The sequence below is a fragment of the Methylobacterium haplocladii genome (assembly GCF_007992175.1).
GTDB classification, from domain to species: Bacteria; Pseudomonadota; Alphaproteobacteria; order Rhizobiales; family Beijerinckiaceae; genus Methylobacterium; species Methylobacterium haplocladii.
The window spans coordinates 1-753 of record NZ_BJZT01000097.1; the positions used below are offsets into that span (position 1 = coordinate 1).

1 protein-coding gene is annotated in these 753 nt (G+C 65.7%); it reads right to left on the reverse strand.

The window, feature by feature from the left end; genetic code table 11:
• Positions 1–12 precede the first annotated feature (12 nt).
• A protein-coding gene (locus MHA02_RS21890) for an IS5 family transposase (protein WP_147082696.1) occupies positions 13–753 on the reverse strand; the annotation gives its coding sequence in 2 pieces (ribosomal slippage) (positions 13–458 and positions 458–753; 742 coding nt annotated over the 2 pieces). This gene is flagged as partial in the annotation.

Consider the following 753-nt stretch of genomic DNA (forward strand, 5'->3'; position numbering starts at 1 on the left):
TAGGTCGCGGACTCATAAAGTTCGCATCCAGACCCGGACGGCGGCGAGTTTGACGCTGGCAAGAAAGTTGTCGGGATCCTTGTCGTAGCGGGTGGCGACGGCGCGGAAGTGCTTGATCTTGCTGAAGAAGCGCTCGACCAGATTGCGGTACTTGTACAGGAACGGGCTGAAGGCCAAGACCTGCTTGCGGTTGGGCATCGGCTTCACGTTCGCCCAAGCACCCTGCTCGGACATCCGGGCTCGCAGCGCATCGCTGTCGTAGGCCCGGTCACCCAGCAGAACCTGGCCTTCACCCAGCCCGCCCAGCATGTCGGTCGCCGAGCGCCCGTCATGCGCCTGACCGGGCGTGATCTTCAGCGCCACGGGACGGCCCTCGGCATCCACCAGCGCGTGGATCTTGCTGGTCAGGCCGCCCCGTGAGCGACCCATGCCACCGGATCCGCCGTCTTTTTTTTGGCGCAGGCTGCATGCTGGTGAACTCGCACGCTGGTGGCGTCGATCATCTGCAGATCGCCCTCGTAAGCCTTCGACACAGCAGCCAGAAGCCGGTCCCAGATGCCGCGCTTGCGCCAGCGCCGGAAGCGGTTGCCGCAGGTCGTGTAGGGTCCGTAACGCGCCGGGATGTCGGCCCACGGCGCACCCGTGCGCAGCCGCCAGAAGATCCCGTTCAGCACCCGTCGGTCGTCTACCCGATCCTTGCCGCGTACGTCCGTCGGAAGCAGCGGCTCGATCACCGCCCACTCCGCATCCGTC